General features: G+C 40.8%; 21 protein-coding genes. 13 read left to right on the forward strand and 8 right to left on the reverse strand.

All coding sequences use genetic code 11. The annotated features are described in order from the left end of the window. Positions 1-660: 660 nt before the first annotated feature. Both hemW and FPL27_RS17810 read left to right on the forward strand, forming a co-directional pair. Positions 661-1785, forward strand: coding sequence for a radical SAM family heme chaperone HemW (hemW, locus tag FPL27_RS17805; protein ID WP_143962577.1), 1125 nt, complete (start codon positions 661-663; stop codon positions 1783-1785). A 13-nt stretch (positions 1786-1798) separates the two neighbouring features. Continuing rightward, positions 1799-2113 carry a DUF721 domain-containing protein gene (locus FPL27_RS17810; protein WP_143962578.1) on the forward strand — a complete coding sequence of 105 codons (315 nt, stop codon included), beginning with the start codon at positions 1799-1801 and terminating at the stop codon, positions 2111-2113. A gap of 25 nt (positions 2114-2138) precedes the next feature. Here the strand turns inward: FPL27_RS17810 and FPL27_RS17815 are convergent, their stop codons facing one another. Continuing rightward, a complete protein-coding gene (locus FPL27_RS17815; RefSeq protein WP_143962579.1) occupies positions 2139-2861 on the reverse strand; it encodes a DUF4197 domain-containing protein in 723 nt (240 codons plus the stop codon). An 88-nt stretch (positions 2862-2949) separates the two neighbouring features. On the opposite strand from FPL27_RS17815, the gene FPL27_RS17820 reads away from it, so the two are divergent. The 6 genes from FPL27_RS17820 (at position 2950) to FPL27_RS17845 (ending at position 10131) form a co-directional block, all read left to right on the forward strand. Then, a complete protein-coding gene (locus FPL27_RS17820) occupies positions 2950-5013 on the forward strand; it encodes a GAF domain-containing SpoIIE family protein phosphatase (RefSeq protein ID WP_143962580.1) in 2064 nt (687 codons plus the stop codon). A 31-nt stretch (positions 5014-5044) separates the two neighbouring features. Next, entirely contained in the window at positions 5045-5386 is a 342-nt protein-coding gene (locus FPL27_RS17825) for an STAS domain-containing protein (RefSeq protein WP_143962581.1), read from the forward strand. Continuing rightward, positions 5376-5792, forward strand: coding sequence for an ATP-binding protein (locus tag FPL27_RS17830; RefSeq protein WP_143962582.1), 417 nt, complete (start codon positions 5376-5378; stop codon positions 5790-5792). Before FPL27_RS17825 ends, FPL27_RS17830 begins: the two co-directional genes overlap by 11 nt. A gap of 92 nt (positions 5793-5884) precedes the next feature. Beyond that, positions 5885-7897 (forward strand): peptidylprolyl isomerase, encoded by a 2013-nt coding sequence (locus FPL27_RS17835; RefSeq protein ID WP_143962583.1) that lies wholly within the window; start codon positions 5885-5887, stop codon positions 7895-7897. Then, positions 7854-8747 carry a peptidyl-prolyl cis-trans isomerase gene (locus FPL27_RS17840; RefSeq protein ID WP_143962584.1) on the forward strand — a complete coding sequence of 298 codons (894 nt, stop codon included), beginning with the start codon at positions 7854-7856 and terminating at the stop codon, positions 8745-8747. The genes FPL27_RS17835 and FPL27_RS17840 overlap by 44 nt, the downstream gene beginning before the upstream one ends. Further along, complete coding sequence (locus FPL27_RS17845) at positions 8725-10131, forward strand: peptidylprolyl isomerase (protein WP_143962585.1); 1407 nt, start codon at positions 8725-8727, stop codon at positions 10129-10131. Before FPL27_RS17840 ends, FPL27_RS17845 begins: the two co-directional genes overlap by 23 nt. Positions 10132-10203: 72 nt before the next feature. Here the strand turns inward: FPL27_RS17845 and FPL27_RS17850 are convergent, their stop codons facing one another. The 3 genes from FPL27_RS17850 to FPL27_RS17860 all read right to left on the reverse strand — a co-directional run bounded on the left by FPL27_RS17850 (position 10204) and on the right by FPL27_RS17860 (position 17190). After that, positions 10204-11232, reverse strand: coding sequence for a phenylalanine--tRNA ligase subunit alpha (locus FPL27_RS17850; protein WP_143962586.1), 1029 nt, complete (start codon positions 11230-11232; stop codon positions 10204-10206). Between the two features lie 65 nt (positions 11233-11297). After that, positions 11298-15653, reverse strand: a complete 4356-nt coding sequence (locus tag FPL27_RS17855; protein ID WP_143962587.1) for a hypothetical protein — start codon at positions 15651-15653, stop codon at positions 11298-11300. Positions 15654-16146: 493 nt separating this feature from the next. Beyond that, positions 16147-17190, reverse strand: coding sequence for an RluA family pseudouridine synthase (locus FPL27_RS17860; RefSeq protein WP_143962588.1), 1044 nt, complete (start codon positions 17188-17190; stop codon positions 16147-16149). A 53-nt stretch (positions 17191-17243) separates the two neighbouring features. On the opposite strand from FPL27_RS17860, the gene FPL27_RS17865 reads away from it, so the two are divergent. Next, positions 17244-18164 (forward strand): 1-aminocyclopropane-1-carboxylate deaminase/D-cysteine desulfhydrase, encoded by a 921-nt coding sequence (locus tag FPL27_RS17865; protein ID WP_143962589.1) that lies wholly within the window; start codon positions 17244-17246, stop codon positions 18162-18164. Here FPL27_RS17865 and FPL27_RS17870 read toward each other — a convergent pair whose 3' ends face one another. After that, a complete protein-coding gene (locus FPL27_RS17870; RefSeq protein WP_185974413.1) occupies positions 18165-18818 on the reverse strand; it encodes a carboxypeptidase-like regulatory domain-containing protein in 654 nt (217 codons plus the stop codon). Positions 18819-18955: 137 nt separating this feature from the next. Here FPL27_RS17870 and FPL27_RS17875 point away from each other — a divergent pair, with 137 nt between their 5' ends. From FPL27_RS17875 to FPL27_RS17890, 4 genes are all read left to right on the forward strand, one after another. Then, positions 18956-19339: an ArsR/SmtB family transcription factor gene (locus tag FPL27_RS17875; protein ID WP_143962590.1), complete on the forward strand. Its 384-nt coding sequence runs from the start codon at positions 18956-18958 to the stop codon at positions 19337-19339. A 5-nt stretch (positions 19340-19344) separates the two neighbouring features. Beyond that, on the forward strand, positions 19345-20049 hold the full coding sequence (locus FPL27_RS17880) for a YjjG family noncanonical pyrimidine nucleotidase (RefSeq protein ID WP_143962591.1): 705 nt from the start codon (positions 19345-19347) through the stop codon (positions 20047-20049). Positions 20050-20118: 69 nt separating this feature from the next. Continuing rightward, positions 20119-21756, forward strand: coding sequence for an L-glutamate gamma-semialdehyde dehydrogenase (gene pruA, locus FPL27_RS17885; protein WP_143962592.1), 1638 nt, complete (start codon positions 20119-20121; stop codon positions 21754-21756). Between the two features lie 53 nt (positions 21757-21809). Further along, positions 21810-22115, forward strand: coding sequence for a thioredoxin family protein (locus tag FPL27_RS17890; RefSeq protein ID WP_143962593.1), 306 nt, complete (start codon positions 21810-21812; stop codon positions 22113-22115). Positions 22116-22118: 3 nt separating this feature from the next. On the opposite strand, the gene FPL27_RS17895 is transcribed toward FPL27_RS17890, so the two are convergent. From FPL27_RS17895 to FPL27_RS17905, 3 genes are all read right to left on the reverse strand, one after another. After that, complete coding sequence (locus FPL27_RS17895; protein WP_143962594.1) at positions 22119-22919, reverse strand: hypothetical protein; 801 nt, start codon at positions 22917-22919, stop codon at positions 22119-22121. Between the two features lie 79 nt (positions 22920-22998). Then, a complete protein-coding gene (locus tag FPL27_RS17900; RefSeq protein WP_143962595.1) occupies positions 22999-24747 on the reverse strand; it encodes a M14 family metallopeptidase in 1749 nt (582 codons plus the stop codon). Between the two features lie 13 nt (positions 24748-24760). Then, entirely contained in the window at positions 24761-26371 is a 1611-nt protein-coding gene (locus FPL27_RS17905; RefSeq protein ID WP_143962596.1) for a M14 family metallopeptidase, read from the reverse strand. Between the last annotated feature and the right edge of the window lie 482 nt (positions 26372-26853).

Genomic DNA, 26853 nt, shown 5'->3' on the forward strand with positions numbered 1-26853 from the left:
ACAACTAGATGAAATAACATTTAGCAAAATTGGTTGACTACAAAAATGAAGTCCGAAACTTAACCCCGAAGTTTGCAATAAAGCGTAGCCTCCCGATGCCTTCGGGCCAATCGTGGGCGGATCGGGTGTTGGCAAAGAAGCGCAGAGGGAAATAAGTGAGAAGGAAAAAATGAAGGTAATAAGACATCTGTGTCAATCTGTGCTATCTGTAGTAAATTGCTTATCGGTTTAAGAGCCCGCCTTCCTGGCAAAGGCAGATTTATTTCAATAACCGCTCCATGGACCGGAAAGACGCGAAAAGGTTGATAGTAGTAATATTTTTAGAAAGCCTATAGGGACCTTACAGGGAATTTATAGGGAAATTATAGGGACCTTATAGGGATATTGAGTTAGGGCTGAGCTAGGTCTAACCCCATAGCCGGTTGGGCCAAATTTATAGTTTGTCCATACCTACTCCGTAGCTGATCCGTACCCTGTTTAGAGTTAGGATGGAGATAGAAAGATTCCGATATGAGTTTCGATTGATATAGCTGTGATTGGAGGTTAACTCTCAGCACAACCACCTAATTCCCCTCTCTATATATAAGAAAAAGCCATACCTTTGTGCATTGATTCATGTTGGATGAATAATTCACTCTTACCCCTTAAAATAGATAAAAATTGTCCGGGATCTATCTCCATATTCCTTTCTGTAAGCAGGCTTGCCATTATTGCGACTTCCACTTCAGCACCAATCCTCAGCTGATGGATAAAATGGTGGATGTCATGTGCGGGGAACTGATGCTGCAAAAAGATTACCTGGGGAAATCCAGTCAGATCAAAACCATCTATTTCGGAGGGGGAACCCCGTCTCTTTTGTCACCCGGACAATTGGAAAAACTTCTGGACGCCGTCTATGAAAATTATGCAGTCAGCCCCGAAGAGGTTACCTTGGAGACCAATCCCGACGACCTGACTTCTGAAAAGCTTCAGGCCTTCAAGTCCTTGGGGGTGGATAGACTTAGTATTGGGATACAGAGTTTCAATGACCAAATCCTGAAATTTTGCAACAGGGCACATAACGCTAAGGAATCCGTCCAAAGTATTGAGCTGGCCCAAAATGCCGGTTTTCAAAAACTCAGCATCGACTTGATGTATGGTTTTCCCGCGGAAGACCACCAAATATGGGAAAGGGATTTGCAGAAAGCTATGGAAATTGATGCAGGGCATATTTCTAGCTATTGCCTGACGATAGAACCCAAAACGGCTTTTGGGGTTTGGGCCGAGAAAGGCAAAATCCACCCCAATTCGGATGACTTCAATGCTGAGCAATTTGAAATGCTACAGGAAAAAATGGAATCAAACGGGTATGTCCAATATGAAATTTCCAATTTCGGAAAGCCTGATGCCTTTGCCATCCACAACAGCAACTATTGGAAAGGCGTACCTTATTTGGGGATAGGGCCCAGTGCACATTCTTTTGATGGTAAAAACCGGCAGCACAACATTTCAAACAATGTTAAATATATCAAAGGGATAGAAAACGATTCCCCAGCAATTATTTCCGATCCATTAACCGATGATGATATCATCAATGAATACATTTTAACTTCTCTCCGAACAATTTGGGGGACAGACCTTGAATTATTAAGAAATAGACACCAGCTTGACCTGTTGGGAAAACATGAACCGCTTATTCAAACTTTACAAAATGAAGGTTTACTTGTTATCAGGGAAAGGAAGGTTATTTTGACTAAACAGGGAAAACTTTTGGCCGACCTGATTGCCGAGAAGCTGTTTATTTGATTACATTTACCATATGGCCTATTATAAAGATTACAGCAAACGCAAAAAAGAAATCACCCCTTTAAAGGAGGCTTTTGAGGAATTGCTACAGACCTATAGGCTCAAAGATAGATTCAATGAGCGCATGGTGGTGCAGGCATGGGGGGAATTAATGGGGAACACTGTATCCAGTCGAACTTCAAGCCTTTTCGTAAAAGATAAAAAATTATTCGTCAAGCTAAGTTCCGCTGCTATTAAGCAAGAACTCATCATGAACAAAAGTAAAGTCATGGGCCTGATTGAAGGCAAATTTGGCAAAGGCACCATCGACGATGTAATATTTCAATAGGGCGGCAATTCACCGCCCTATTTTTTTATTCAGCATCTTGGGCTGCAAATACTCTTCTCATCAATGAAGAGGTCCTTTGCATAGGATTTTCTCTGATATTCTTTTCTTCTTCAGCAACTAAGGTAAACAACCCATCTAATGCTCTTTCTGTCACATAGCTATCCAAATCAGGATCAATATTTTTCGTGGTAGGAATGGCATTGTAAGCCCGCACCAAATCCGAATAATGACGGGTAGCCCCTACCTGCTCTAATGATTCCTGAACTCTTGGCATAAAAAGTTCGGTCAGCTCATCTGTAGTTGTTCTACGAAGATAAGTCGTAGCAGCATCATCCTCACCTCTCAAAATGCTCCAAGCGTCCTGAACGGACATTTGTCGGATGGCATTTACGAAAATGGGCCTAGCTTCTCTGGCTGCATTTTCCGCTCCTCGGTTGATTGTGAGTAAAACTCTATCAACCTCACTACCCAATCCAAGAGAACGCATTGTAGATTCCACCCTTCTCATTTCCTCTGGCAGGGCAATCCTAATAAGCTCGTTTTTGAAAAAACCATCCTCCCTAGAGGCGCTTTCTGAACCTTTGGATATCCCTTGAACCAATGCCTCTTTCAGTCCGCTTGCCACGTCATCTTCCGACAAGGCTCCACCAGCTGCACCTCGGAGAATACTTCCAACATCGGCACCTGCGCAAGCCACAAGTAACAGGGTCATTAAAAATACAGATACTTTGGATAAATAATTTTTCATTTTTAGCAACATTTAAAGAGTTTAAAAGGAAACTTTACAAAGAGCATAAAGTCCGCTAGATTATGTATTATTGTAGTGGTTTTTATTTATGCTCAAGATTCTCAATCTAAATATCGGTAGAATTGCCCTATTATTAGCCATCGTCACGTGGTTAGCACTCCTATTTGTGGACTTAGTCCGGCTATTTGGAGTGATTAACCAGATGGATACAGGTTTCTCACCAGAGATCACTTGGATACTACAAACACTATTCTTTATCATGGTGTTTTTATTTTTTCACAATGACATCAAAAAAAATGAGGGAATAAGCTTTCTGGATCTTATTTGGAAAGGCGTTTCTACTGGATTATTTGCAGCAGGAATTACCGTTTTGGTCCGCTTTTTCTATTTTCTGTTAGGAAATAGCCGGCTATCTACGGATCCTTTGCTTCAAAACTTCTTTTATCACGTCAATTTTGGACTAAGCACTATCTTTCTAATTTCGGTTACCCTCATTTGGCGTCAATTAATCCTTTATCAAAAGGACAAGAATGTAGTCCAACAATGGCAGGCCTTTGAAATCATCATGCTAGTCAGCATGTTTTTCGTATTCTTCAACCAGACGACCTTTAACTACAGCTTCATTTTCGGGCTATTTTTTATCTACATTTTCGGAATCATACTGTCAGTGAATTTGAAATGGATACCTTACCTTACTTTTAAGGAAAAGTGGAAATCCATTCTGTACCTGGTGCTGATCCTGTTGGCTACGGGTTTTCTGTTTTTCCATACGGTAACCCAAACCGAGCAGGCGACTGTAGTAGTTAGCCTTACGGAGAATCTTTTCCTTTTGGGGCTCTTTGGCTTTGTATTTATCTATGCCCTTTTCAGTTTTCTGGTAACACTTTTCAACCTGCCAACCTCCTCTGTTTTTGAACAGAAATTAACAGAGGCCATCAATTTCCAAAAGCTCAGCCAATCCATTCAGCCGGGCCAAAGTGAAAATGAAGTTTTAGATATATTAATGGATAGCTGTATGAGTGCAGCTTATGTGGATGCCGCTTGGCTGGAACTATCACCTTTAGGAGAAAATCCGACTGTCATTCACCAAAGATTTATCAGCGAGGAGGACAGAGCCGAAGTAGAGGAGCAACTTAAAAATGCCAAACCTTTCAAGGACTTTTTGATAAAGGTAGAGCCAAAACCCTTTGAACATCTTTCAGGCAAAATTAACCATCCCTTTTATAAGTCAGCTTTAATCATCCCTCTGCGAGTTAACAAAGAGGTTTTGGGCCACATTTATCTACTCAAAGAAGTGAAAGATGGCTTTAACAAGGAGATGATCAACATCATTTCCACATTCGTCGGCCAAGCAAGCATCTCGGTGGAAAACCACAGACTTTTAAGCGAAGCAATTAAGAATGAAAGATATAAGGAAGAACTTGAGATTGCCCAAAGAGTACAAAGAAGCCTTTTGCCCTCCGTTCTTCACAAAAATGAATGTTTTGACATAGCAGGATTATCTGAGGCAGCCGATGAAGTAGGGGGAGATTATTATGAGACATTTCAATTTACACAGGATAGGTTTGCCATCATTATAGGCGACGTATCCGGCAAGGGGACTTCCGCTGCCTTTAATATGTCGCAGATGAAAGGTGTTTTTCACACACTAGTACAGCAAGACCTATCACCTTCCACTTTTTTGTCACAGGCAAATGGGGCTTTGGGAAGGTGTTTGGAGAAAAACCACTTCATTACTACAACTTACTATGTTCTTGACACCTCAACAAAATCTATTATTTATAGTCGTGCAGGACATTGTCCGACACTTTACTACAGTGCGCTTCAAAACACTTGTGCCTATTTGAAAGTAGATGGATTGGGGCTAGGCATACTCCGCAACTCACAATATTCGAAATTCATTAAGGAAAAAACTATACAATACCAGCCAGGAGACATCATGTTGATGTATACCGATGGAATTGTCGAAGCCAAAAATGGTGAAGGAGAGGAATTTGGTTTTGAAAATTTACAAGAAGTTCTTAAACAAAACTATACTTTATCCCCCGAAAATCTTGTCAAAAAAATCATGGAAAAGGTATATGAGTTCATAGGAACCGACACCATGCCGGATGACGATTACTCTTTATTGATAGTAAAGTTTTTAAAATAAACCCTAACCGATTAAAAGCGTATAAAAAACTATGTTGCAGATAGATAAGATACAGGAGAACGACCACACAATTTTGATCCTTTCTGGGGAAGTGGATGCTAGCAACTCTGTCGATCTCGACAATGCCCTCCAAGCCATCATGGAACCCAATAAAAAAATCCTATTGGACGGCAGCAAACTTCAATACATCTCCTCTGCGGGATTAGGTGTGTTCATGTCTTATCTAGAAGAATTTGAAGCTCAAACTATTAAGTTTGTAATATTCGGACTAAACCAAAAAGTATATAATGTCTTTCACATACTTGGACTCGACCAACTCATTACTATCCAGACTACCAAAGAGAAAGCTCTTCAAGAATTCTATGAGGCATAATCTTATCTTAAGTTGTGAAAAAAGCAAGCTTGCCGAACTCCGTGGTTTTCTCAACGGTGTATTAGATAAGTCTCAGCTTTCTGACATAGCCAAAAACCAAGTGGTACTAGCTGTGGATGAGGTGTGCTCCAACCTTATGATACATTCCCATCACTGCAACCCGGATGACAAAATCTTCCTGGAAGTATTTCAGACGGACAATAAACTCATTATCGAGATTAAAGACAGCGGTGAAGGGTTTAACATGCTCGAATACGAGCAACCTGAGCTGGCGGAAGTAAAACGCAAAAGACGCAAAGGCGGATTAGGCATTATGCTGGTCAAGAAAATCATGGACCACATCGAATTTGAATCTTCCGGCAACCAAAACACATGCAGATTGACCAAAATGCTTAATTCCAAATAATTGTTAATAATTTCCACATATACAATCCCACCCCTATTTTTCTTCTATTAAATTTGTAACATTGCACTATCGTTTTCGGCAAGCCAACATATATGAAAATAAAGTATTTCCATTTCCTGTTAGTGGGGGGCATGTTAGCCTGTGCCCCATCCGCAAAGATGGATACCAACACTACTATTGACGACTCACCTCAGCCTCTCCTTACTTTGGGTGAGGAAAAGATCTTTGCTGATGAGTTTATCCACATTTATACTAAAAGCCAGCACTTTGAATCTGCCGAGGATAAAAATACCAAGGACAATCTTGACAAGAGCCTTGAGGCATTCATTAACTACAAGCTAAAGGTAATCGAGGCAGTAAATCTTGGAATGGAAGATTCGGATGAATTTGATAAGGAATTCACCATTTTCAAAGAAGACCTCAAAAAGCCCTATATTTTAAAATACTCCCTTCAGGAAGGGGAAATCAAAAAAGCCTATGCCAGAACCAAAGAGGTACTCATGGCAAGCCACATCCTATTGCAGTTTCCTCCCAATGCCAATATGCAGGACAGCATTGCTGTATTGAAAATGGCTGAAAAATTAAAAACTGAGGCAGAAGAGGGCTCTGATTTCAATAGTCTGGCATTAGAGTATTCGGATGACCCCACAGTAGAGGAAAATAAAGGAGATTTAGGCTATTTTACTGCCCTTACAATGGTCCAACCTTTTGAAGATGCGGCCTATAATTTAAAAGTAGGTGATATTTCCGACCCAATCCTGACCAATTACGGTTATCACATAATCAAACTTCAAGATAGAAAACCCAATCCAGGGGAGGTACGCGTATCCCACATTTTAGTTAGAACAAATACTGGTGATCCGGTATCAGAGGAGAGAGCTAGGCAAAAAATTGCTGACATCTATACTGAACTTCAAAAACCAAACGCAGACTGGAATTCGGTGGTTGAAAACTATTCTGATGACCAGAGCAATAAAAATACTGGCGGCAAGCTACCTTGGTTTGGAGTAGGGGCAATCATCCCTGACTTCGAAAAGGGGGCATTTGCATTGAATGAAATTGGTGAGATTTCCTCTCCGGTAAAAACCCCTTATGGGTACCACATCATCCGTTTGGAAGATATCCGCGAAGTACCTCCTTTTGAAGTAATGGAACCTGCACTTAGGTCAAAAATTCTTCGGGATAGCCGTTCTTCCTTGATTCAAACGCAAGTCGTTGCGATGCAAAAGTCCAAGTTTGGCTATGATGAAAACAGTGTAATTTTGGAAACCATCAAGCCCAAAGTAGATAAAGCGCTTACTAAGAGTCTTCAATCAGTGAAAGATGAACTTGGCGAACAAAATTTACTTGATACCACGCTCATCACTATAGCCGAGAAAAGCCAGACGGTAAGAGACTTCATAAAATTTATTGAAAGCGACCAGGCTGTAGTAAAGACAAAACCACAGCAGTTTTTTCAACCTTGGTTTGACAAATTTGTCCAAACTGAACTTGACAAAGCTGAGGAGCACGCATTGCTCGAAAACAATGAAGAATATAAAATGCTCGTTAAGGAATACCGGGATGGTATTTTATTGTTCAGTTTGATGAATGATCTTGTTTGGCAGAAAGCATTACTTGATACGGCTGGTTTAGAAGAGTATTTCACAAAAAATAGAGAAAAATACCAATGGAAAGAACGTGTACCTGCCTTGATAGTAAAAATGAACAAAGAAGAGCAGCTTTCCAAAATAAGGAGATTTCTATCCAACAAGGCTTATACTTCAAGATTAAAACCAACTATTGAGGATCAGTTCCTCAATGATTACCCAGACCTGTTTGAGCTTGAGGATGGAATATTTGAACATGCCAACCATTCCTTGCTTCAGAAAGTAAACATTTCTGAAAAGTACCATGAACTTAAGCATGAGGGTCGCTCCCATTTTTTGGTACTCGGTTCCACTATAGAACCTAGTCCCAAAAAACTTTCAGAGACCAGAGGGAAAGCCATCCAAGATTATCAGGAAACCTTGGAAAAAGAATTGATTGCTGAACTGAGAGCACGCTATCCTGTTCAAGTGAATGAAGAAGAAAAAGAACGTGTATTTGAGATTATTAAAAAGTAATATTTGTCTTCTGATCCTTGCAGGACTGATTTCTTCATGCGATAACTCGGTCAAAAGGGTCGCTAGAGACGCGGATGACCGCCTTGTCGCTTCCATTGGCAACAACCGCTTATTTAGCTCCGATTTGGAGTTTCTTAGTACCAAAATTTCCCCTGGGGAGGACAGCGCTAAGTTTGCCGACCGTTATGTACAAAGTTGGATCAAAAAACAATTAATGATTCAAGAGGCAGAAAAGAACAGAACTGTCGATGAGGCGGAACTGGAAAGGAAACTCATGGACTACAAATATGCTTTGATGGTGTATGAATACGAAAAGGCTTTTGTGGACAAGAATCTGGACCAGAATGTACATTATGATGAAGTATCCGCCTATTACGATCTACACAGGGAGAATTTTATGCTAAAAGAAATCATCTCTCGGGTCAACTTTCTCAAACTTGAAAGGCAGCTACCACAAAATAAAGAAGTGGAGAAGCTTCTTAAATCCAATAGGAACAACAGTAAAGAAATTAAGGAGCTTGCTCAAAGATATGCGAGCAATTTCTTTCTTGAGGATAGTACATGGGTTAAATTTGACGATGTCACCCAAAACACTCCCTTATCTGGACACCCGAATAAAGTACAATTGCTGAAAAGCAATGACTATTATAAGGTAGAAGATGAGGAGTTTGCCTACTATTTCAAGATTTTGGAATTTAAGCTTGCCGACCAAGTTCCTCCCATGGAGTTTGTAAGGGACGAAATTTCTAAAATCATCCTCAATAAGCGGAAGGTAAGTTTGGCCGACCAATTACATAAAGATATTTATAATCGCGCATTAGAAAAAAATGAGTTTAAGATACATGATTGACATTAAAAAATGCTTTTTTACCATGGCCGTACTTCTTGGCGTGGGGCAGTTGATGGCGCAAGAACAGGATACCGCGGCACAAAAAGCTCCAGATCCTAAGACTGGTCAGATAGTGGATAAAATCATCGCCAAGGTGGATAATTACATCATCTTGGAATCTGATTTACAGAAAGCCTACCTTGAATCCATTTCCCAGCAACAGGAGGGTTTTGATGCCCCTACTCGCTGTGAGGTGTTCGAATCCCTATTGATTAATAAGATGATGGTGGCCAAGGCTGAGATTGACTCAGTGGTGGTGTCAGATGCGGAAGTGATGTTGCAGACCGACCAGAGGTTTTCGATGATTATGCAGCAGTTTGGCGGGGATGAAAACACCCTTGCCGAGGTTTATGGAAAAACGGCTGACCAGTTGAAGGCTGAACTTGAAACTCCAATAAGGGAGCAGTTAATCATTGACAAAATGCAGAAAAGAATCACTGCAGGATTGACCGTTTCACCTGCTGAGGTGAGGAAATTTTTTAATAAGATCCCTAAAGATTCTCTTCCATTTTTTTCAGCTGAGGTAACTGTGGGTCAGATTGTCAAAAAACCCGAAGTAAACCGTGAGGAAAAGGAACGTGTGGTAAATATCCTAAAAGGGTTAAAAGAAAAAATCCTGAACGGTGAAGAGGATTTCGGGCCATTGGCTAAAAAATATTCGGAAGACCCAGGATCAGGCGCTCAAGGTGGAGAGCTTGGCTTTTTCAGAAGGGGTGAATTAGCTCCCGAATATGAAGCAACCGCTTTGTCTTTGAAACCAGGTGAAATCAGTGATCCTGTGGAATCTATGTTTGGTTTTCACATGATTCAGCTTTTGGAAAGAAGAGGTAATACTTTTAACACCAAGCATATCCTAATCAGACCACGTCCTACCGACAATGATATTGCGAAGGCTGAAAGGTACTTAGACAGTCTTAGAACAAAGATTGTTAATGACAGTATCGCCTTTTCAAAGGCAGCTAAAGAATATAGTGATGATAGAAATACTTCTGACAATGGCGGTTTCTTTAGTGATCAGAACACTGGTGCAAATAGACTTACATTGAGAAATTTGGATGATCCAGTTTTGTATTTCACCTTAGACACTATGAAGGTGGGTTCAATCACGAAGCCAATGAGATTCCAAGGCGAAAGAGAAGAAGACAGAGTACGAATCCTTTACTACAAGGAAAAATTCCCAGCACACCGAGCCAATCTCAACGATGACTATGAAAAGCTGAAAACGGCCGCACGAAGGCAAAAAGAGGAAACACTGCTCAACAAATGGTTTATAAGCGCCAAAGATGATGTATATATTGACATTGATCCGGCTTACGACCGCTGTGATGTGTTAAAGGAACGCTGACAGTGTAAATAAAAAAGGAGAGACTTATTATAAAGTCTCTCCTTTTTTATTTACCTGTATTTCGTCAGCTTATTATAGCATTGGCTTAAATTGGCGTAAAAATCTTATATCATTTTCAGTAAATAGCCGTAAGTCCTTAATCTGATATTTCAGCATGGCTATTCTTTCAATCCCCATTCCAAAGGCAAAACCTGTAAACTCTTCTGAGTCGATGCCACAGTTTTCTAAAACGTTTGGATCAACCATTCCAGAACCGCCAATTTCAACCCATCCGGTCCCTTTACAGACATTACATCCCTCCCCATTGCAAAGCTGGCAGGAGATATCTATTTCGGCACTTGGCTCGGTGAATGGGAAATAAGAGGGTCTGAACCTTACTTGGGTGTTTTTCCCGAACATTTCCTTAGCAAAATGGTATAAGGTCTGCTTCAAATCTGCAAACCCCACATTACGGTCCACATACAGTCCTTCCACTTGGTGGAAAATACAATGAGCCCTTGCAGAAATCGCCTCGTTTCTGAATACACGCCCAGGAGATAGGGTCCTTATTGGAGGCTTCTGGTTTTCCATTACTCTTACCTGAACAGAGGATGTATGGGTACGAAGGGCAATATCAGGGTTTTTCTCCAAGAAAAAGGTGTCCTGCATCTCACGGGCAGGGTGATTTTCAGGAAAATTCAACGCCGTAAAGTTGTGCCAATCATCCTCGATCTCTGGTCCTTCGGAAAGGTTGAAACCTATCCTTTCAAAAATCTCTATGATACGCTGCCTTGTGGCAGTCAAGGGGTGAATCCCTCCCACCGGCAAAGTCGTCGCAGGCAAAGTCAAATCAATCCCAGTGGATTGCTGGCTTTTACCATTTTGGTTAATCGCCTCGATCAGTTCCTGGAATTTATCTTCAGCAGCCTGCTTCACAGAGTTGATCTGTTGGCCAAAGGCCTTTTTCTCTTCATTGGGCACGTTTCGCATTTCGGCAAAAAGCTCGCCTACCACACTCTTTTTACTAATAAACCGCATCCTATAATTCTCCAGTTCTTCAGGAGAGCTGGCTTGATAGGCTGTGATTTCATTCAAAAGGGTTTCTATTTTATCGTTATGCATGGAAAACTCTTAATTTGAGATTACAAATCTAAAACTTTCTCGACACTATTCACAGCAATGGCGGATTAAGGCTCTTCAGGGAAGACAATTTCCATCTCCTCCTCCTTTGGAATCCTGGGTTGCCCCAATCCAACAGAGCCTTTTAACCCGGACATGGTCGCCCTCCACCAGTAATTGAAAATAAACCTGCTGTCATCCCGAGGCTCGTAAATGGTAGAAGTTACCAAGTGATTGAACAATCTACGGGGATTGTTGCTTCGAACGGCTAGGGCATTGATTACCCATGAAAGAATTCTCTTGCGACCAGTCCCATGTTCTAGAGTCCTTTCATTGAGCAATCGAAGGTTGAGCTTGTTGTATTTTATTGTCATCTCACCTCTAGCACTTTTATCATCGGCTATAAATTCCCAATTAGCCTCTTTGATCACCCCTCTTCTGGCGGTGGCAAAGGCATTTGTTTCCAAAATAGGATTGATGAGGGCGAGTTCAAACTCACCTGTTTGCGCTCTAACTTCCATGGGGAAATCTCCAAAGAAATACATGGTAACAGAAATTTCCATTGGCGCCACCTCATTCATAAATCCTTCTCCATACAGTTCAATTGATTGGAATTCATAATCTTCGGGTTTTTCTGTAAGTTGAAAAGGAGAAACAGAGATATCCATTTCATTAAATTCAATATTACCCGGCACCATACCCTTGGTTGGGAATTCATGGTATCGGATTTTGGCTTTGGACACAAGTAAAGAATCAACCAAAACATCTACCCCAGCATTCATCATCAGCTTCTGAGGCATAGGACGGTAATTATCTTCCTCTACATCCAATCGTTTGTCTCTAAATATCTCCGCAGATAAATCATGGAGCTCCAGCCTACGTGCAATGAATTTCTTATCATCTACAAATTTATTCAAATCCAACCCTTCAAATACCACCTGAGGAATATGAACATTGGCCACATCAGTTTGATAACCCACCTTCCGAAGGTATTCATATTTACCGAACTTGGGGAAAAGCCTGACATCTTCCAAAATGAGCTGTTCACCTTTCAGTTTGGCCAAACCTACCCGAACGATATTAAGACCATCCTTAAGCTCAAGTTCATAATTAGGAATAATTACTTCATAATCCGAGCTCAGGAAAAACTTAGTATCCACCTCGCCCATTTGAGTTAAATCAAAGTTTAAATCACTCAAAACGAGACCAAGGTTGGTGAAAGATTGAATGTCACGTGCGGTTTCCTTTTCAAGGAGCTGGACCTGGCCTCCACTAATTTCAAACCGGCCAACATAAAGGTTAGTCAGAATCTGTTGAATCGTCTGCTCGGCTTTTTCTACTTTGTCTACCTCCTTTTCGCCATTGTCCAAGTAGAGCGCTATGGCGGGGTCATCAAGTTTTAAACTCGAGATGATAAACTCGCCAGTCTTTTGTATTTCATTTAGAGATTCCGTTTTCATCACCACCCTAGGCACTGTGGCTGAAATGACAGGTCTACCAGGCTGTCCCACAATATTAATGGGAGTAAGGGTTAAATCTGTAAAGACAATTTCCTCATCTCGGGTACTCAAATCAACTTTCGCAAAATTTACCGAGTGAATACTGTCCTGAAATATGAGAGAGAAATCATCAATACTAGCCTCCATATTGCCAAAGAATTCAGCAATTTCTCCTTGGGTCAGCTTTGTACTGTCTAGTAGGAAATTGAAAAATTTGAGATTAATCCCGGTATCAATAAGTTCTCTATTCACCCCATCTATTTGATAGGCAACATTAATGTGGGCATTTTCAGCTTCTATTGTATCTATTTGCACCACGTCAATGGTTCTCGGAAGGTTCCTATCCCGTCCTCTTCTTCCCCTACCATTTCTTCTTTCTTGGCTTTCTTCATCTCTGTTGATAAAAAGCCGCACATCAGTGTCGGTAAGCTTTACCTTCTGAAGTGAGAGCTTATTATCAAAAACAAAAGTTTCTAAATCTACACCCCCAAAACTCATTTCAGGAATATCTGCGCTTATGGAAACCTTAGCTGGCAAATTTCGGCGGGGCCTGAGTCGGACATTGGTGGTAAGTATTTCCTCTCTTGCTGAGTTAAAGCTAATTTTATCTGCTATAATGCTATATTGCCCCTCAGCAAGGTTGAATACATAATTATCCAAACTTATATCGAGTTCTTCTGCAAAGAAGGACTGTAACTCCCTTTCCCCGGAAAACTGGTCGAGATAGAAATTTTTTACTCTAATGGAAACATTGTCCTCCGCAAAAGTCCTGATACGGTCTTCACCTAGGTTTTCATACTCCCATGATCCGGTTACAATATTCAGAGAATCCACCTTTATCACTGAAAAATAAGTGGTCAGCAGATCGTAAATATCCGACTTATCGATGTCTATTTCTTCGCGATCCTCCCTTGCTTCACCTTTTCGGTGCTGGGTAAGTTTGATCACCGGCGAGGGGACATCTATCTGATTAACCAATAATTCACCTTTAAAATAGGCCGATGGAATATCTATTCCTCTTGCAGAGAATTCTGGAATTTCAATATCCAATACTGAATTTCGATCATATCTGTTGAGGTTTTCCAGGATGTTATCTGGGTCAGCAGGTTGAAACCGAAAACCATTAATTTGCAGAAAGTTTTCTTTGGTATCCAAATAAAGCCTGTCGGAGGAAAATAAATGTAGATTATCCGAAAGCTTTAATGCATAATCCTGAATCTCTAACTGTAGTTCCTCCGCAAAGAAAATGCGAGAGGACTGTGTATCAAAATCCTCATCCAAACGAAAGTTTTCCAGCACAAAATTGATTTCCCCAAACGCCAGGCTATCCTGTCTAATTCTCAATCTATTATCAAGCACTAGATTGCCTTTCCGCATTTCCAGCCTTTCCACATAAATGGCCCGCAGAAATTCCCGAGTCAATTCTTGCAGAGAAGTTTGATCTATATTTTGATCACCATCTCCCGCCCTTACATCCTTTAATAAAACGGATGGCTCGTTGATGATCATTTCCTTGATATCAACGATGTTTTGATTGTAAATTTTTTTCAGGTTAGCCTCTGAAAGAGATAGAGAAGGAACATCAATTTCAAATAAAGTAATTTCGGGAGGCTCATTTTCATCATACAAAGGAAAAACTTTGACTCCGGTAATTTCAATAGCATCATCAAATGAAGACAGCAGCACTTTTTGCCCCGTCACCCAATGTACGCCGTCAGCTAATGCTATCCGCACATCGGAAATATCCAAAGCAGCATCCCGAGCATGGAAAAACTGGTTCTTCTTTTTTTCTTCGTCAGGACCGATGTATACTTCTTCCATTTTAAAATCAATAGCTCCTGCCTCTACACGATTACGATTTGAATCACGAATGCTTCTCTGCAGATAGCTTCCCTTATTTATATCCAGGTTTTCTACGGTTATTGAAGCCAAAATATCCTGGATCAAAGGATAAAGATCATACTCAATGGCCCCATCAGCATCATCAGTTACGACGTCTGAGTAAATGGAAAATTTCGGATAATTCAGGGCAAGACGCCCAACATCTACCTCTGAGGTGTAAAATACCTTGTTGATGTCAGCATCTGTCAACTCCAAAAAGTCGAGCTCTACCTGATAATAAACTTCTGATGGGCTGGTTACATCCGGTACCAAACGAACCTGCTGACCTTTAATATACGATTCAAGTGAGGAAACATCAACATGGTTTGCTTTGATAGTATGAATGCTATCTGCCAAAAGCAATTCAAAATTATCCATCTGAAAATTAAACCCTTCAGCGTTGAAAGGAGAAGAAGTTTCCCTTTCGCGTAATATTTGAATATTTACGACATGGAAATGAGTCTTTTCGGCCTTAATGGACTGCTGGCTTATAAAATTCTCTAAAAGAAGATCTGCATTGTCCACATATAAGTCTCTTACGACGATATCTTGCAAGTTGCCCCCAACTGACTTCTTGATCTCGCGTTCCAACATTCTGAGTGGGCTTTTCCCTCTTTCATCCTCGTCCATATCTTCAAGTCGGGATTGGATCATGGGCTCGGTCAACCTTATGGTCCCAAGTACTAATATTTTTTCAGAAAATCGGTAATTAATTCCCTTTACAGAAAACTCAGGAATCTCAATCCGGTGGAATGCCAGATGCTTTTCTCCTTCAAGTGTCTCGTCCGAAGGCACTAAGGTGAAGTTTTCCACATAAAAGCCACGCTCCAAAATGGATAAATAAAACCTCTTAAAATCAATCGTGTACTTCCCCTCAGAGGCAACCTCCACCTGCTCTTTAATATAACGTCTCAAAAGAAAGTCGGAAGTGAAATAAACTGTAACCTGTAGAAAAAGAATAATACCAATAAAAATCAGAAAGTAACGGAGGAATTTCCGTTGCCCAGCGCTCAATTTCAACTTTTGGGGGGTGTTTTCGGCCATACCTAAGCAATCAAACAGCAAAATAATCTATATATGGCTATAAAGATATTTTTCTACGTAAAAATTGTCAAACTTTAACTTATGGAAATAAAAAAAGCTATGGAATATTATCCCATAGCTTTAGTCAATTAACAATAAACCCAAAATAACCTGTTGTAAGAGAAGGATTTGAACCTTCCTGAGTAGCCATTTGCCACTCTCCGTATTTTGCAATACCTTACATCAATTCATACATTTAGTATCAATTGGTATTACAAATATACGGCAGGTCTTTTGAAATTTAAAATTCCTCAAACAATCAAGTAAAAATTTACACAATTTTTATTTTGAATCGTTTTCGGTTACATTATTGGCAATTAATCATTCTATTCAAATATATTTTTTGAAAACTCCATAAAGCCTTTCCAGTTCCTTAGTTGATAAATTAAGAAATTTATCAACACAATATTGTCATTTTTTCAAAAATACACTCATGCTTATATCAATTCCACAATCAAACATCTGTCTGTACATAGTTTTCCCATTTCTCCAACGCTTCAGCAAAATCCTTTGGTAAAGGGGTTTCAAATAGCATGTGTTGATTAGTCACAGGATGCACAAACCCCAGTGAAGCGGCATGCAAGGCTTGTCTAGGCAGAATTTCAAAACAATTCTTAATAAAGGATTTGTACTTGGAAAACTGAGTACCCTTCCTGATTTTATCCCCGCCATACATGGCATCATTGAACAAGGGGTGGCCTAAATGCTTCATATGCGCCCGGATCTGATGAGTTCGGCCTGTCTCCAAATTACATTGTACTAATGAAACGTATCTCAGTCGCTTGAGCACTTTATAGTGAGTGATCGCATTCTTACCTTGACTACCGTCAGGGAAAGTTTGCATCACTTTTCTATCCTTAGCACTTCTCCCAACATGGGCATCTATCGTACCTGCTTCCTCTTTGGGTTCCCCCCACACTAGTGCCATATAAGTACGCTCGATGGTATGATGGAAAAACTGATGAGCCAGATGAGTCATGGCATCTTCCGATTTTGCAATCACCAACAGACCGCTGGTATCCTTGTCGATTCGATGCACTAGTCCTGGCCTGCCAGAATTACCCGGCATTGTAGGAAGTTGGTTGAAATAATAGACGAGTCCATTTACCAAAGTTCCAGTCCAATTTCCATGGGCAGGATGGACAACCATGCCAGGAGGCTTATTGACCACCATTAGATAATCATCTTCATAAACGATTTCCAAAGGAATCTCTTCGGGTACTACCTCGGAATCCATGCGCGGCTTATCAAACATCACCGAGATCACATCCCCTGGCTTGATTTTATAATTTGACTTTACCTTTTCGTCATTAACCAATACATTTCCCTGATCAATGCCTATCTGCACCTTGTTCCGGGTTGAATTGGCAATCTTGTCGGTTACAAACTTGTCGATGCGGATCGCGGCCTGGCCTTTGTCCACCGTAATATTATAGTGTTCGTAAAGGCTAACATCACCGTCTTCAAAGTTTTCTTCGTCCTCTAAATCTTCTTTCATGCTGCAAAAATACAAGGTGTATGAGAAGAAATTGGTATTTTTGACAAATATCTATGAAATCACCACTTTTTGACCCCAAATCCATACAGACCCAAAAGATAACTTTGCCCTCTCTGGAGAAGCAAAATGTCCAGCTACTGATCAAAAGGCTAGATTTGGTACACCCATTTATTTCTGGTAACAAGTTTTACAAGCTGAAATATAATCTGGAAACAGCTAAAAGCGAGGGGTATCACACTGTCTTAACTTTTGGTGGAGCTTACAGCAACCACATTCAGGCCACGGCCATCGCCGCAAAACTCTCGGGCCTGAATTCCATTGGCATTATCCGGGGGGAAAAAGCCGCTGCACTAAACCCTACTCTTGAGGAAGCAGAAGAAAACGGAATGAGCTTGTATTTTATCACCCGAGAGAGTTATAAAAAAAAGGCTGATGACAGATTCGTGGAAGGACTTAAGGAAAGGTTTGGGGATTTTTTTCATATACCTGAGGGGGGCACCAATAATCTGGCTATTCAAGGTACGTCTGAAATATTAAAGGATGAGGACCAGCAAGCCGATATCATTGCCACGAGCATCGGCACCGGAGGCACCATGGCAGGCTTAGTCAAAGCAGCAAAATTCCATCAAAAGGTCTGGGGTTTTTCCGCCTTGAAAGGGGGTTTTATATTTGAGGAGTTTGATAAACTTTTGAAAGAACAGAAGGTAAATTACAACTGCAGTTATAAAATCTTTGCAGACTACCACTTTGGTGGCTACGCAAAACATAATGCGATTTTGCTGGAGTTTATCGAAAACTTCTATGAAAGCTTCGGCATCCCACTGGATCCTATTTACACGGGAAAATTGCTTTTTGGGGTGTTGGATCAATGCCAATATTTGGAAAACAAAACAGTACTATGTTTACATACAGGAGGGCTGCAGGGAATTAAAGGTTTCAACAATCGATTTGGCACCAGCTTAAAAGACCGCTAATTAATCATCCCTTCTTTTCAAATCCCCTCGTTTGATGCTTCGAATGAAATCCCTCCAAGCAAATGGGTTAAGAAGAGGAAGTGGTCGTGGCCCGTACCTGTCTTGGGTCTGCATTACTTGCTGACGGGTAAAGCCTCGGAAGTTTTCATCACCCGATGCTGGCATTTCTTCCGCCCAACGCAATAGTAATTGCGGACTGAGGTTACCTCTGTTCAGTGGCATTTCCTCCTCCAAATTCAGTGCTAGGACGGCCCGCTTGAACTCGTCTTCGGTTGGATATGGCATTACCTCAATTTCACCAAGCAAAATCTCGTCAGTGTCCATGGTGACAATGAGGCTGATTTTATCATCCTCATGATCTTTGGGTATGACAAAGGATTGTTTTTTCAAGCCAATAAATGTAAATAAAACGCTATCTCCTTCAGCCACCGGCATGGAAAAGTAACCGAAATTATTACTACTGGTCCCCCTTCCTTTTTTTGGAACATATACGTTCACACCAGGAATGGCATCAGTACTATCGGCATTGAGTATAATTCCGGAAAGTTGCAGGATCCTTCTCTCCTGATCATCTTGAGCATGCACCTGTGTCAACAGGAACGTCGCTCCAAAGAAGAATAAGAAAAATGCTATATGTGGTATTTTGATTTTCAAAATCAAGGGATTTAATAAGTCAACTTCATACCATTTTAAATGGTTTCGGATGCCATATTGATTTCGTATGCTATATTAAGAGATTTTCGGGGGATTTGCTTAATTTCAGGGCATATTTATTAGTTAAATTTGATTAAATGCGTCTCAAAAATATAAGCTTAAGTTATGGTATGAGGGTTTTCAAAGCCCTTTCGGAAGAGCCTAGAGTGCGCATTATCCATCTCCTAATCCAAAACAAGGAGCTATCCATTTCTGATTTGGAGCATATCCTGGATTTCACCCAAACCAAAACCAGCCGTCATATCACCTATCTTAAAAACTCCGGCCTTGTAGGAAGCCGCAGGGTAGACCAATGGACATTTTATTACATATTAGATGAGGCTATTGAAATCATTAATCAGATTTTTAAGTTTATCCAAAAGGACATCAACCTCAAGCGGGATCAGGAGATTTTCGAAATCCTGCAATCCAACCGAGAGTTGGCCCGAAATAAGATCGAGAATAACCCTTATAGAAAATAGTAAGTTTGAAGAATTACCAACACATCTTTTTCGACCTAGACCACACCCTTTGGGATTTCGACACCAACGTACGTGAATCTCTCCAGGAAATATTTCATCTTTACACCTTAAAAAATCTAGGAGTTCAATCGCATGAGCATTTCTACCAAGCTTTCATTGAGATAAATTATGGCCTTTGGGGTCTTTATAATAAAGGCCAAATTGATAAGGCAGGCTTAAGAAAGATTAGGTTCAAAAAAATATTCGAACATCTCGGTGCCGACTCATATGGTATTCCGACCGAAATGGAGGAGGACTTCATGAATAGGACCTCCTGCAAAACCAACCTTTTCCCCTACAGCCTTGAAGTACTTGATTACCTCAAAGGCAAATACCCTCTTCATATCATAACCAACGGCTTCAATGAAAGCCAGGCATTAAAAATTAACTCTTCGGGGCTGAAAGATTATTTTCAGCTTGTTATCACTTCTGAAACAACTGGTCACCGAAAACCCGATAGACGCATTTTTGAATATGCCCTCGATCAGGTGAATTGTGGAGCCCGTAATTGCATTATGATCGGTGACAACCTGGAATCAGACATTAAAGGAGCCCAAGAGGTAAACATGGACCAGATCTATTTCAATCCCCATCAAGCCGAAGTTACCGTGAGGGATATTTCACCTACCTACTCTATCAAATGCCTGAGCGAACTCCAATCTATCTTATAAGTTTGCCCAGATTCTATCCTTAATCTTTATATTTGCACAAAATCAGCGTAACAATAAACTCAAAATAACATGTTGAAAGGTTTTTTTAAAGTACCTGAACCAGTAAACGAACCGGTGTTGAATTATGCACCAGGCTCCCCTGAAAGAGAAAAACTTCAGGCCGCGCTTAAAGAGCTGCGAGGAAAGGAAGTCGATGTGCCAATGTATATCGGAAGCGATGAAGTTCGTACAGGTAAAAAAGTACCGATGAGCCCCCCTCATGACCACCAGCATATACTTGGTCATTTCCACGAAGGAGACAAGTCTCATGTTGAACAAGCCATTAATGCTGCCTTGGGAGCAAAAGAGGCATGGGAAATGTTGGAATGGGAACAGCGGGCAGCCATTTTCTTGAAAGCTGCTGACTTAATCGCCGGCCCTTATAGAGCTAAAATCAACGCTGCAACCATGTTGGGCCAGTCAAAAAATGCCTACCAAGCAGAGATCGATGCAGCCTGTGAAACTGTAGATTTTCTACGTTTCAATGTGAAATACATGACTGAAATCTACTCCCAACAGCCTCCAGTCTCCGGAAACGGCGTTTGGAACCGTTTGGAGCAAAGACCTTTGGAAGGCTTTATTTTTGCCCTTACTCCATTTAACTTTACAGCTATTGCCGGCAACCTCCCTACCGCTCCTGCCATGATGGGTAATACAATAGTTTGGAAGCCAGCCTATACTCAAATCTATTCTGCGCAGGTTTTGATGGAAGTTTTCCGCGAAGCAGGCGTGCCTGATGGTGTTATCAACCTTGTTTATGTAGATGGCCCTTCTGCTGGGGAAGTAGTATTTAATCATCCTGACTTTGCGGGCATCCACTTCACAGGATCTACTGGTGTGTTCCAGACTATTTGGAAAACAATCGGAGCCAATATTAATAAGTATAAGTCATATCCAAGAATAGTAGGTGAGACAGGTGGAAAAGACTTCCTTATCGCACACAAGTCTTCACATGCCAAGCAGGTAGCCACTGCGCTTGCCAGAGGTGCTTTTGAGTTCCAAGGACAAAAATGCTCGGCTGCATCAAGAGCTTATATTCCTTCCAATATATGGGATGAAGTAAAAGAATACCTTTTGGAAGACTTGAAAAACTTCAAAATGGGTGGAACAGAAGACTTCACCAATTTCATCAACGCGGTGATTGACGAAAAATCTTTCGACAAGATTTCCGGTTATATCACAGATGCCAAAAACTCGGACATGGCTGAAATCATCGCCGGTGGCAACTTTGACAAATCAAAAGGTTACTTCATTGAGCCTACGGTGATCTTGACCAAAGACCCGATGTATAAAACCATGGAGGAGGAAATCTTCGGCCCGGTGCTTACTATATATGTATACAATGCAGAGCACTTTGAGGAAGCGTTGGAATTGGTGGACAAAACCTCTCCTTATGCCCTTACCGGAGCTATTTTCTCACAAGATAGATATGCTGCTGCTTTGGCAACCCAAAGATTGAGAAATGCAGCTGGTAACTTCTACATCAACGACAAACCTACCGGTGCGGTGGTTGGACAGCAGCCATTTGGAGGCAGCAGAGCTTCTGGCACCAATGACAAAGCCGGAGCTATGATCAATATGTTGAGATGGGTAAGCCCTCGTACAATCAAGGAAACCTTCATTTCCCCAACGGATTACAGATACCCGTTCTTGGATGAAGATAAATAAGTTACTCAAGTCCTTTTCCCGTTGGGAAAAGGACTTTTTTCTTTTCTATCTCTATGGCTAAAAAGAATTTCAAGGATACTCTCCTCAAATCTCAAAATCTGATTTTGGTGGATTTCCATGCCGATTGGTGCGCTCCCTGTCAAACTTTGGATAAAGTCGTAGAGGATACTCTTATTGAGTTAAATGCTCCAATAGAACTGATGAAAATCAATATTGACCAAAACAAGCAGGCTGCATTAAGCTTCTCGGTGAGGTCAATTCCCCATCTTATTTTGTTCAAAAAAGGAAAAATCGTTTGGCAAAAAGGAGGGTTGATTACAAAAAGGGAATTAGAAAAAGCTTTAAAGGGGTTTGTTTGACCTTTACACAGAAGAAGTATTCTTGAATTTCTGTACAAATGGCAGCGTCTGGAAATTTTGTAAAGCGTGAATCCCTGCAGCAAGAAATAGAATAATAGCACCCGCTAAAGCCGAAAAAGCTACCAAATCTTCATGACCCCATTGCTTTACCGCAATTGCTGAAAGACCCCACACCCCAACGAGGCAACTTTCACGAAGATTCCGTGAGTAGGTAAGCAAAGTAAAAATCAAAACTGTCAAGAATATCAATCCACTTACCCAATAGGGTTCCGATATCGCCTCATTAATATCCAAAACATATTTGATAACCACAGCTAAATTGGTCACAGTAGCTACGATTATCCAACCAAAATAAATAGCTATAGGCCACCACACAAAGAACATCTCTGAAAACTCAGTATTGTAGAGTTCAAGATTTAGGTTTTTGACAAGCTTCCAAAGGCAAAATAATAGCAATAGCATTACGAGGCCAGAAATTAAAACATATTCCATAGTCCATGAGACGATCCATAGCGTATTCATCACGTTGGAGAGAAAAAACCAGACAGAACCATTGATGACTGAGCGGCCAGGCTTATTAGTAATAACCGCATACCACTGATTGCCAATAAAAAATAGCAACATTATATATATAAGCCCCCAAATAGAAAAAGCGTACCCTGCCGGCGTAAACAAAGTTTCATATTCTTCACTGACCTCACCCACAGAAGGAAGAGAGCCATTACCCACCCCCAATTGATAATTAAAGTATAAAACAATAAAGAGGGTAAAAGTATTGATGGTGGCAAAGGACAATATTCTCATGTTATTACACAACCCATTAACAAGCCTATTGTTGGCTTTAAAAAAGAAAATCCCGGCCAAAAGTTGACCGGGATTTCAATTATTTTTGATCAGATGACCAAGAGGCTTTACCCCCTTTGGCACTGTCTACGTCTATGGAATATTTCCTTCCTCCGCTGACAATCCATCTGACCTTTACTGCTTCCATCCCTGGTATATTTTTCACAGCGATTCTTTCAGGATTGTTGACTTGTTCCTCCACCTTATTAAAATCCTCATTTTCAACCACCATCCCGGCAATCACCTCTGGTCCGCTGATAGTTATATAGTCAGGCCTTTCAATGTTATATTTCAAGTCTTGACTAGAATGGGTCGGCATCATCCGCTCATTATATATAGTAGCAGTTACTTCCTTCATGCCTCTTCCCAAATCCTTTTCCTTCACATCCATCACACTCAGTTTTGGAGTATGATAGGCATGGTAAATTGTAAAAGCCATATTTCTATGAGCATCCTGCTCTAGCAAGAAACCTGGATGGGCTCTACCAAAATTTTTCTTGAACCCTCCAATTTCAATTTTACCAAACTGCGGATGGTCATATTCTTCCCAATTCACAAAAGCATCTCCAAAAGTCAAATAACGGTCCACGTCCATTTCTTCATCCTGATTGCCTCTTCCTGCATTTTTGTGGAAATATAAATAAGAAGTCATCAGCTCATTGGAATAAGTGTAAACCCCTCTTCCACCATAAAACCAATCCAACTCCCCACCAAAGACAGAATACATATCCTTATAAACAACCAAATATCTATAACCTGGAATGATTTCCTCACCCTTTTTGGCTATAGCATCATAAATACGAACATCCTCTCTATTATAAGTATCCTTATCCTCTTCAGCACCTGGGCCACGGAGTATCATACCACCGTAGTTGTGATAACTTTGAGCCCCTGCAATATTTGGATGATCCATCACAAACTCCATAACAGCGCGGTTTTCAGGCAAACTGAATGGATACTTATACGCTCCACGTTGAACGTAGTCAGGCTGCCAATTCCAACCCCAGTCCCTGTTGGGGTCATAGTAACCCACTCCATCCTCATTGACTTGACCGTCACCATCTCGGTCTATACCTTCATAACCAAGCATTTCATATTCGCCTTTTTCTTCTGCGGACACCATAATTAGCTTCCGCGGATCTCTTTGGTCTTTGATATATCGACCTGTAGGAGATTTACGGATCATCATCGTGATATGACCGTCTTCGTTAAGATCGTCAAAACCATCCTCACCGACTTCACCATCACCATCACTATCAAGCATAATCATTCCCGAACGGGGCGAGTGGGCCGTGTTGGCCTCCAGCATATAGTTGTTTCGCGCATCTGGATTGATTGTAGGAGCTATATAAAAGGTTTTGTCCTGTAACAGCTCCTTTATAAAATCAAGATCATCAAACATTTCAGTAAGGTACCACGCAGTGTACAAGGAAAATTCTGCGCCTTGAATCTCATTGGAGTGTATATTACCATCAATATACATAGCAGGCTTCCTGTCCGGATCACCAGTCTTAAAATCAGAGATGGTAAGCAAGTAAATATCCCGCCCCTCGTGCGATTTGCCTATGCTTTCCATTCGTGCCAAATCAGGATGAGCATCTGCAATCTTACGCATCACTTCATTTAGGCCTTCATAAGTATAGTACCGGTTCCACGCCACTTCCACTTTTGGCTGGTGCGGGGTACCTATGGCCCTAAAAAACTTTTCTTGTGCATCTACTTTTGTTGGTGCGGAAATAGAGAAAAGAGCTCCTGCCGCCAAGGCACATATATATTTTTTCATTTTCATTATTTCTTCTGATTTATAACTTCACCTCCAAAGTTGCTATCCCCGTATGGGGTGCACCGGCCTTTACTTCAAAACTACCGCTACCCTTGACTATATAAGACAAGGTTTTTTTCTCAAATGCTCCCAAAGAATCAATAAGCTTAATTTTATCACCCGACACCAAGTCTTCTTTTTCTTTGTTAGAATCAATTCTGATTTTTTGAAACCACCTAGATTTTGCGCCCATTTCTGAATGAGTAGGGAGCGGTGAGTTGTTGTAAAGATCCACAGTGATTCTGGTCAGGCCATTATTTAGCTTTTCCGTCTTTAAATTATGGAACTCTAATGAAGGTTGAATTTCTGCAAGCTTTATTATAAATTCAGTATGCTCTGAAGCAATCTCCGGCACCATACCCATAGGCGGGTTATACATTACAAACGGCTTAACCCCTCCTACCTCGACTTTTTGGCCAGGAAAATCAGGATGATCGACTTCATTCCAGTCCACAAAAACATCATCAAGACCTTCTTCCTCTGCCCAGGCCATGAAATTGGCTTCCTTGCTCTGGTAATTCCCATTTCCATCTTTTTTCATTTCTGGAATCCACCAGCCTGGTGTACTAAAGCTAAGTCTCCCAAAATGGAAATAAGCCCATTGGAAAAAATCTCCAGCCGTGCCTTTGTTGTCTTGTTGATAAGCTTCCAGTGAAGTGGACTCCTTATATATAGAGGAAATCATTTTGTTAAGCTCCACATCTTTTTCCAACATAGAAGTAACCACCCTTTTTTTGGCATCCCCGGCATTGTAAGACATAGGGCTCGATAGATTATTAGCCGGTCCGAAAGTCACAAATGCAAAAATGTTATTTCTCTCAAATAAAAAATCCAACAAGGCCCTTGTTTCGGGTTGAGAAACTGGAATATCTCCCGCTAATGGCTCGAATGCAGGAAATTTGTAGGTCAAGTTTTTGTTAAAAGCAATTCCTTGTTCCGGGTCCTCATTGAATTGACCGTCCTTATCATTGTCAATTCCCTCAGTCAAATAGAGGTGAGTACCTCTTTCTCCTTTGCTTCGGTCGGCTTTGACCATCAACTGTTCATGCTCTGAGCTAATTTTATGATCGCCCATGGGACTCTCTACCCTCATCATGGTGATCATGCCATCCCTGTTCAGGTCATCAAAATGATCCTCGCCTATTTGACCGTCCCTGTCGTGATCGATTTTTGCTGCATTTCCTCTTCTTTCATATTTGACCGAGGAAAAATATTGCTCATACGCATCTGGCGACATATTTGGAAAAATGTAAAAAGTTGTATTATCAAGTACACTCTCGTTTTCCTGGATGATATTTTCAGCAAACTGCACGGCTAGCTCTACCCCTAACAGGTGATAACCTTCCACACCACCAGTGACCGCAATGGCGGGCTTGTTACGATGATCGCCTTTCCCTAGGCGTAAGACCCAAATATCTTTACCCCCTTCGGTTTTGGTGAGAGTCTGTAGTTCAGCGGAACCGCTCTTAGCCACGCTTTGCAACCTACTGTTGAGTTGGCTTAGGCTGGAATAGTCATCCTGGGACCACGCAGGGTTCCCCAGGCCCAAAACCGCTCCCAGCCCTAAAGCTGAAATTAATTTAAGCTTCATATTAGATTTTTCAATTAAGGATTGAAGTTTGTTCATACACCAATTAAACATATAAAGCTGTACCATGGTACTGAAAAAACATAAGAGGCTCATCAACCGGATAAAAGGCCGGCAAAAAGGAGGACGGCTCTATACAAAATCAAAGCCAAAGGAACTCAAATGTGCTTGAAAAAAAATATTTAAAGTATTATAGGTAATATATGTGAGAATTTTAATGTTGACTATAATCTTTTTGTGGTTGACATTGAAAAATATGCATTTTCTAATAAATTCTAAACATAGCGCTTACAGTTTGGCAAGGTAAATGTTGATGTATAGACATAATGAAATTATTTAGATAATTATAAGACTTACGAATGAAGACTTTATAATTATTTCAAAAAAAATTTGTATATTTAAAATATAAAACTATGATTGGTTTTACTTAGCAGTTTTAAATTTTCAGTCAGGCTTCTTTAAGCTTAATTACCCCAAACACCTGA

The organism is Litoribacter populi, from assembly GCF_007483685.1.
GTDB lineage: Bacteria > Bacteroidota > Bacteroidia > Cytophagales > Cyclobacteriaceae > Litoribacter > Litoribacter populi.

Excerpts from the sequence above, each read along its gene's own strand:
- FPL27_RS17830 (WP_143962582.1), top strand. The coding sequence starts at position 5,376 with ATGAGGCATAATCTTATCTTAAGTTGTGAAAAAAGCAAGCTTGCCGAA.
- FPL27_RS17865 (WP_143962589.1), top strand. The coding sequence starts at position 17,244 with ATGAAATCACCACTTTTTGACCCCAAATCCATACAGACCCAAAAGATA.
- FPL27_RS17855 (WP_143962587.1), bottom strand. The coding sequence starts at position 15,653 with ATGGCCGAAAACACCCCCCAAAAGTTGAAATTGAGCGCTGGGCAACGG.
- FPL27_RS17850 (WP_143962586.1), bottom strand. The coding sequence starts at position 11,232 with ATGCATAACGATAAAATAGAAACCCTTTTGAATGAAATCACAGCCTAT.
- FPL27_RS17895 (WP_143962594.1), bottom strand. The coding sequence starts at position 22,919 with ATGAGAATATTGTCCTTTGCCACCATCAATACTTTTACCCTCTTTATT.
- FPL27_RS17810 (WP_143962578.1), top strand. The coding sequence starts at position 1,799 with ATGGCCTATTATAAAGATTACAGCAAACGCAAAAAAGAAATCACCCCT.
- FPL27_RS17815 (WP_143962579.1), bottom strand. The coding sequence starts at position 2,861 with ATGAAAAATTATTTATCCAAAGTATCTGTATTTTTAATGACCCTGTTA.
- FPL27_RS17820 (WP_143962580.1), top strand. The coding sequence starts at position 2,950 with ATGCTCAAGATTCTCAATCTAAATATCGGTAGAATTGCCCTATTATTA.
- FPL27_RS17835 (WP_143962583.1), top strand. The coding sequence starts at position 5,885 with ATGAAAATAAAGTATTTCCATTTCCTGTTAGTGGGGGGCATGTTAGCC.
- FPL27_RS17890 (WP_143962593.1), top strand. The coding sequence starts at position 21,810 with ATGGCTAAAAAGAATTTCAAGGATACTCTCCTCAAATCTCAAAATCTG.
- FPL27_RS17875 (WP_143962590.1), top strand. The coding sequence starts at position 18,956 with ATGCGTCTCAAAAATATAAGCTTAAGTTATGGTATGAGGGTTTTCAAA.
- FPL27_RS17840 (WP_143962584.1), top strand. The coding sequence starts at position 7,854 with ATGAAGAAGAAAAAGAACGTGTATTTGAGATTATTAAAAAGTAATATT.
- FPL27_RS17860 (WP_143962588.1), bottom strand. The coding sequence starts at position 17,190 with ATGAAAGAAGATTTAGAGGACGAAGAAAACTTTGAAGACGGTGATGTT.
- pruA (WP_143962592.1), top strand. The coding sequence starts at position 20,119 with ATGTTGAAAGGTTTTTTTAAAGTACCTGAACCAGTAAACGAACCGGTG.
- FPL27_RS17905 (WP_143962596.1), bottom strand. The coding sequence starts at position 26,371 with ATGAAGCTTAAATTAATTTCAGCTTTAGGGCTGGGAGCGGTTTTGGGC.
- FPL27_RS17900 (WP_143962595.1), bottom strand. The coding sequence starts at position 24,747 with ATGAAAATGAAAAAATATATATGTGCCTTGGCGGCAGGAGCTCTTTTC.
- FPL27_RS17825 (WP_143962581.1), top strand. The coding sequence starts at position 5,045 with ATGTTGCAGATAGATAAGATACAGGAGAACGACCACACAATTTTGATC.
- FPL27_RS17845 (WP_143962585.1), top strand. The coding sequence starts at position 8,725 with ATGAGTTTAAGATACATGATTGACATTAAAAAATGCTTTTTTACCATG.